Origin of the sequence: Halomonas ramblicola (assembly GCF_030409215.1) — a bacterium.
In the GTDB taxonomy this organism is placed as follows: domain Bacteria; phylum Pseudomonadota; class Gammaproteobacteria; order Pseudomonadales; family Halomonadaceae; genus Halomonas; species Halomonas ramblicola.
The window spans coordinates 1-6190 of sequence record NZ_JAUFPL010000029.1 but is presented as its reverse complement, the minus strand read 5'-3'; the positions used below and the strand labels follow the sequence as shown (position 1 = coordinate 6190).

Annotated in this window: 6 protein-coding genes and 2 pseudogenes; all 8 read left to right on the top strand. The window is 60.9% G+C overall.

The features are described 5' to 3' along the window. Positions 1-183, top strand: a pseudogene (locus QWY80_RS14020) (5-dehydro-4-deoxyglucarate dehydratase); the annotation flags it as partial. Between the two features lie 38 nt (positions 184-221). Beyond that, positions 222-1490: a glucarate dehydratase family protein gene (locus QWY80_RS14015; protein ID WP_290232638.1), complete on the top strand. Its 1269-nt coding sequence runs from the start codon at positions 222-224 to the stop codon at positions 1488-1490. Between the two features lie 55 nt (positions 1491-1545). Next, complete coding sequence (locus QWY80_RS14010; RefSeq protein ID WP_290232635.1) at positions 1546-2628, top strand: TRAP transporter substrate-binding protein; 1083 nt, start codon at positions 1546-1548, stop codon at positions 2626-2628. 61 nt (positions 2629-2689) lie between these two features. After that, entirely contained in the window at positions 2690-3202 is a 513-nt protein-coding gene (locus QWY80_RS14005) for a TRAP transporter small permease subunit (RefSeq protein WP_290232633.1), read from the top strand. Beyond that, the gene (locus QWY80_RS14000; RefSeq protein WP_290232630.1) at positions 3202-4518 is read left to right on the top strand and encodes a TRAP transporter large permease; all 1317 of its coding nucleotides are present in this window, start codon (positions 3202-3204) and stop codon (positions 4516-4518) included. Before QWY80_RS14005 ends, QWY80_RS14000 begins: the two co-directional genes overlap by 1 nt. Before the next feature lie 12 nt (positions 4519-4530). Beyond that, positions 4531-4683, top strand: coding sequence for a hypothetical protein (locus tag QWY80_RS13995; RefSeq protein WP_290232626.1), 153 nt, complete (start codon positions 4531-4533; stop codon positions 4681-4683). 193 nt (positions 4684-4876) lie between these two features. Beyond that, positions 4877-5674, top strand: coding sequence for an NAD-dependent epimerase/dehydratase family protein (locus QWY80_RS13990; protein ID WP_290232623.1), 798 nt, complete (start codon positions 4877-4879; stop codon positions 5672-5674). A gap of 366 nt (positions 5675-6040) precedes the next feature. Beyond that, positions 6041-6190 (top strand): annotated as a pseudogene (locus QWY80_RS13985) (5-dehydro-4-deoxyglucarate dehydratase); the annotation flags it as partial.

Genomic DNA, 6190 nt, shown 5'->3' with positions numbered 1-6190 from the left:
GACTTCTTTATTCCCTTCGTGGACCTCAGGGATCGGAAGAAGGGCTATGCCGTCAGCCTGATCAAGGCCGGCGCCGAGCTCATCGGTCGTCCGGCGGGTAGCGTGCGTGCGCCCCTGACCATGCCCACTTCCGAGGAGCGCCAGCAGCTCGCGTCACTGATCAAGTTCGCTGACGGCCTGTAACGCAGCGTTTGCAATTTCTCGTCGATCCTGGAAAAGCTATGTCCCGTATCGCATCTGTCGTCGTCACCCCGATCGCCTTCCGCGATCCTCCCCTGCTCAACGTGAGCGGTATTCATGAGCCCTGGGCACTTCGCTCGATCATCGAGGTGGTCACCGAGGACGGGCGCTCCGGCCTCTCCGAGTCCTATGGTGACGAGCAGACCCTTTCGCAACTGCAGAAGGTGGCATCCCGACTGGCAGGCGTCGATGTCTTCCATCTCAACGAGTTGAAGGCCATCATCGAACAGTCCGCCGATAGTGAGCCGCAACAGGGCGGTATCGAATTGGCGCCAGGAACCAACCAGGCCACCACGCTGCCGCGCATCTTCGCCGCCTTCGAAGTCGCTTTCCTGGATCTGATGGGCAAGATTACCGGTCGCAGCGTCTGTGACCTGTTGGGTGGCAAGGTGCGCGATGCCGTCCCTTACAGTGCCTATCTGTTCTACAAGTACGGCCGTCACCAGTTCAGCCAGGACGGCTGGGTCGACGACTGGGGAGAGGTACTGACTCCCGAAGACGTAGTGCGCTCGGCCCGACAGATGATCGATCGGTACGGCTTCCAGTCGATCAAGCTCAAGGGCGGCGTGTTCGAGCCCGAGCAGGAGCTGGCGGCGATCCGCGCCCTGCGCGAGGCCTTCCCCGAGCACCCGCTGCGCATCGACCCCAACGGTGGCTGGACGCCCGAGACCACCAGGCGCCTGATGCCGCAGATGGAAGGCTTGCTGCAGTACCTCGAGGACCCCGCCCCCGGCAAGGACGGCATGGCCGAGGTCCATCGGTCGGCCACCATGCCGTTGGCCACCAACATGTGCGTGATCGGCTTCTTCGATTTCCCCGAGGCGATCGCCAAGCGGTCCGTGGATGTGATCCTCTCCGATCACCACTATTGGGGCGGGCTGCAGGCGACCCGGGACCTGTCCCGCGTCTGCGAGACCTGGGGGCTGGGACTGTCCATGCACTCCAACTCTCACCTCGGCATCAGCCTGATGGCCATGACCCATGCCGCCGCGGCGATCGGCAACCTCTCCTATGCCTGCGACACCCATTATCCCTGGCAGGAGGAAGAGGTCATCGTCGGCGGCAAGATCGCCTTCGAGGACGGCAGCGTACGCGTCCCCGATGCGCCCGGTCTGGGCGTCGAGCTGGATCGCGACGCCTTGAAGGAACTGGCGCGCAACTTTCAGGAGTGTGGCATTCGTTCGCGTAACGATGTGAAGGAGATGCAGAAGTACGACCCTGCTTGGACAGGGAAGGTACCTCGCTTCTGACGCCTCGTAGGAGGCATTTCGATGTTGAACCCACAATAGCTACAAGGATACCGACATGAAGATTCGCACCTTGACTCATTCCATCACCCTGGCGAGCGCTACTCTGGCCTTCGCCGGTGCCGTTCAGGCCGCAGAGGAGCTGAAGGTCCAGACCTCCTTCAACTCCGGCGATTTCGCCTATCAGTATCTCCAGGAAAATTGGGCGCCCAAGCTCGAGGAGATGACCGGCGGCGATGTCACCATCAACCTGATGCCCATCGGCAGTGTGGTTCCATACAAGGAGACCATCGAAGCCGTGGCCATGGGGCTGTTAGATGGTGATATGACTGCTCCGGCCTATTTTACCGGTAAGGACCCGGCTTTTGCTCTAATGGGCGACCTGATTGCCGGCTACGATAAGCCCTCACAGTTCCTCGACTTCTGTCAGAACGGCGGTGGGGAAGAGGCGCTCCAGAATGCTATCGATGCCCAGGTAGATGACAAAGTACAGGTGGTGGGCTGCGGTCCCTACAAGCGCGAGGCTTTGGTCGCTGCGGTGCCCATTCGTAGCGTCGAGGACCTCCAGGGAGTGAAAATCCGCTCGCCGGAGGGCCTGGCGGCAGCTGTCTTCGAGCGTGCTGGGGCGACCCCCGTCAACATCCCCTTCTCCGAGGTCTATACCTCGCTGCAGCAGGGCGTGGTCGACGCCGCCGATGCCTCCGCCTACGTCAACAATGATGCCTCGGGTCTGCACGACATCGCCAAGTACCCGATCTATCCGGGCATCCACAGCATGTCGTCGCAGCAGTTTACGCTCAACCAGCAAACTTGGGAGTCGCTGAGCGAAGAGGATCAGGAGGCCCTGAGCCAGTGGTTCTACGACGCCTTCAGCGACCTAGCAATTGCGGTGCAGGAGCAGGACGAGAAACTGGTGGCCCGTGACAAGCAAAAGGACGACATGACCGTCATCGACTGGCCGCAGGAAGAGCGTGACCAGTTCCGCGAGATCGCCCAAGGTGCCTGGGAAGAGTTTGGCGAGAGGAGCGAATTGGCTCAGCAGGCTCTGCAGGCCCACCTTGAGTATATGCGTGAAGCCGGCTTGCTCAAGGATGGTGCTGAGACGGACACTGCCACGATTTCACAGGATCAGCAGGACTGATTCGTCTCCTTTCGAGCCACGGCAGGGGGATGCCGTGGCTTTTTTTTGACTGGAGTCTACTATGCGACTACTCAGCCGACTGGCGGCTGGCATGGACCGAATCAGTGCCTTTATCGGCTATGCCTGCGCCGTGCTTTTCTTTGCCTGTATTGTGCTGTCCGCACTCGAGGTAGTCATGCGCTACGTCTTCGATGCGCCCACACAGTGGACCTTCGAGACGGTTATGGCACTGTGTGCCACTGGCTGGGTTCTGACCAGCGGCTACGTGACACAACGCAAACGGCACATTGCCATCACCATGATGGAGCTGATTGTACCTGCACACGTGTGGAAGAAGATGGAGCTAGTTTCTTTGGTGGTGGCGATTTTCGCCCTGGGTGCATTGATCTGGGCCGCCTGGGAGCCGGCGATGATGGCTTTGCATGGCGGTGAGCGCAGCGGAAGCTCGTTCAATCCGCCGTTGCCGGCCTACCTCAAACCAATCCTGGTGGTGGGGGCGTTCTTGTACCTCCTGCAACTGCTCGCCAACGTGGTTCACTGGTTTGAGGACCAGGCTAAGGGAGAGGCCGAATAATGGGTATTGAAGTCGTCACCTTATTGATCGTTCTAGCGCTACTGGCGCTGATGGCCTTCGGCATTCCGCTGGGAGTTACCACCCTGGCAGTGTCGGTGGTCACCGCGCTACTTTACTATGGTCCGGATGGCCTCTTCCTGGTCGCGTCCAACGTCTATAACGTGCTCGAGAAGTACGAGCTGGTCGCCGTGCCGTTTTTTGTATTCATGGCCAATGTCCTGGAACGCTCGGGTATCGCCCACTCGCTGTTCGACAGCATGTCGATCCTCGGCGGTCGTGCGCGTGGCTCGGTGGCCGTGCAGACCTGTGTGGTGGCGGTGATCCTCGCCGCGATGAGCGGCATCATGGGCGGCGAGATCGTCATGCTGGGCCTGATCGCCCTGCCGCAGATGCTGCGCCTGGGATACGATCGTAACCTGTCGATCGGTATCATCTGCGCCGCCGGCGCGCTGGCCACGCTGATTCCGCCCTCGGTGGTGATGATCGTCTATGGCCTGGCCGCCCAGGTGTCGATCACGAAGCTGTTTGCCGCCGGCGTTGTTCCGGGCATTGTGTTAGCCTCTATTTATATCACTTATATCCTGATTCGTTGTCGTCTTAATCCGGAGCTTGCACCGATTAACGACATCCCCGAGACCGCTTTGCCGCTGCATAAGCGTCTCAAGTATCTAAAGGGCGCTATCCTGCCGTTCATCCTGATCAGTTGCGTATTGGGAGCCATCTATACCGGCATCACTACAGTGACTGAGGCTGCTGCCATGGGTGCCGTAGGGGCGATGATTGTCGCTGCGATTCTCAAGCAGTTCTCGTATCGTATGATCCGGGATGCCATGCGCCAAACGGCTCTGACCGTGGGTTCAATCATCTGGCTAGTGCTGGGGGCGGTCAGCCTGGTGGGTATCTATAACCTCATTGGTGGCGTCAGCTTCTTGACCGGTTTCCTGGAAGGGCTCGACATGCCAGCGCTGGCCGTCATCGCTGTCATGATGCTGATCGTTATGGTGCTGGGGACCTTCCTTGAGTGGATCGCGATTATCTTCATCACCGTGCCGATCTTCGCCCCGGTGGTGGTGGGCCTGGGCTATGACCCGGTATGGTTCGGCGTGCTGTTCGCCATGAACATCCAGATCTACTACCTCTCGCCGCCGTTCGGCCCGGCCTGCTTCTTCCTCAAGAGTGTGGCGCCTGAAGGAGTCGAGCTGCAGCACATCTTCCGCGCAGTGCTGCCTTTCATCGGCCTACAGGTGATCGGCATGGCGCTGGTGCTATTCTTCCCGCAGCTGGCGCTGTGGTTGCCCAACCTGATGTTTGGCTAGGAGCTATCTACTATGAAGATGCGCAATGATGAGCTGACGCGGCAGGACGACGAGCTGACTGTCAGCGATTCTCCGGAAGAGGTCAACCAGTTCCGTTTTGGCTTCTGGCCAGAGATCGCCGGTCTGGTGGCCACCGTCATAATCATCTGGCTCATGCTGCTGTAATCCGATGGATCAACACATGATAGGTAATTGTCCCGCCTGCCGTCGCAGCGTCGTCATGATGCGGCCGGGCGACGCTGCCAGGCCGAGCGCTCGTTGATTCCCGCCGGGTGCAGCAGCGCCTGGTTCATGATCTGTGCCGCCTACGGGCCAGCGTGACCGGTGGATCGTCCTGGACATCAAAAGGAGTGTTGGCATGTTGAACCGAATCCTGGTGACGGGGGCCGCCGGCGGCCTGGGACAGGCCCTTCGTCCCCACCTGACGAGGCTGGCACGCCGGGTGCGGCTGTCGGATGTGGCCGACCTCGGTGAGGCCGCCGATCATGAAGAGCTGGTTCACGGCGACCTGGCCGATGCCGAGGCGGTCAGTGCCCTGGTGACCGATTGCGACGGCATCATCCATCTGGGTGGCATGTCCGTGGAAAAGCCCTGGGAAAGCATCCTCCAGGCCAACATCATCGGCACCTATAACCTCTACGAGGCGGCTCGGCAGCTGGGCAAGCCGCGCATCGTCTTCGCCAGCTCCAACCACACCATCGGTTTCTATCCGCGCACCACGCGCCTCGATACCGAGGTGCCGCATCGCCCCGACTCCCTGTATGGCGTCTCCAAGTGCTTCGGCGAGGACCTGGCGAGCCTCTACTTCGACAAGTTCGGCGTCGAGACGCTGAGCGTGCGGATCGGTTCCTGCTTCCCCAGGCCGGCCGATGCCCGGATGATGGCCACCTGGATGAGCGTCGCGGACTTCGTGAACCTGCTCGAGCGTGCCTTCGTGGCCCCCAGGCTGGGCAATACGGTGATCTACGGCGCCTCGGACAACCGCGAGAGCTGGTGGGACAACCGCAAGGTGGCCTTCCTGGGCTGGGTGCCCAGGGACAGCTCCGAGCCCTGGCGCGAGGAGATCGCACGGCAGCCGGCGCAGGATCCCGACGATCCCGCCGTCGTCTACCAGGGCGGCAAGTTCATCACCTTCGGTCACCCCGATGACGCTTGAGGGGGCGCATGCCGAGCTGGCGCAGCCGAGCTAGGCGATGCAGTGGTCGAGCATGCCGAGTCGCCTGAGCAGGTAGCCCACGAAGACGGGCAGGGTGATGTCGAGGCTGTCGAGCAGCAGGTCGCCGAGGTCCATCCGTGGGCTCCGTGGTGGGATCGCGATGGCCACCTATCCTATGGTGCCGCCGACTGCTGGCGGCGTCTCAGCTCGAGCCCCTCTTCAACTTTGGTCGTAATTTGCTCGATCGAGCTTGCCGGGGGGGGAGAGTGGCGGTTATTTTGTATGATGTATGACAACAAGACGTTGTCAGTCACCCGTAGAGGCGGTCGGGGAGACCCTGGCCCCGATAAGCAAGAGGACGGTTGCGTGAAGTTTTCCAGACAAGCAGTGGTGCAAGCCATCGGTGACGGCCTGCTGTCGTTTCCCATCACCGACTTCGACCAGGAGGGCCGCTTCGACGCCGAGAGCTATCGCCGGCGTCTGGAGTGGTTCATCAGCCACGACATTTCCGCGGTG

What these genes read in the sequence shown, in the direction of transcription:
- QWY80_RS14015 (WP_290232638.1), top strand. Translation starts at nt 222, where the DNA reads ATGTCCCGTATCGCATCTGTCGTCGTCACCCCGATCGCCTTCCGCGAT.
- QWY80_RS14010 (WP_290232635.1), top strand. Translation starts at nt 1,546, where the DNA reads ATGAAGATTCGCACCTTGACTCATTCCATCACCCTGGCGAGCGCTACT.
- QWY80_RS14005 (WP_290232633.1), top strand. Translation starts at nt 2,690, where the DNA reads ATGCGACTACTCAGCCGACTGGCGGCTGGCATGGACCGAATCAGTGCC.
- QWY80_RS14000 (WP_290232630.1), top strand. Translation starts at nt 3,202, where the DNA reads ATGGGTATTGAAGTCGTCACCTTATTGATCGTTCTAGCGCTACTGGCG.
- QWY80_RS13995 (WP_290232626.1), top strand. Translation starts at nt 4,531, where the DNA reads ATGAAGATGCGCAATGATGAGCTGACGCGGCAGGACGACGAGCTGACT.
- QWY80_RS13990 (WP_290232623.1), top strand. Translation starts at nt 4,877, where the DNA reads ATGTTGAACCGAATCCTGGTGACGGGGGCCGCCGGCGGCCTGGGACAG.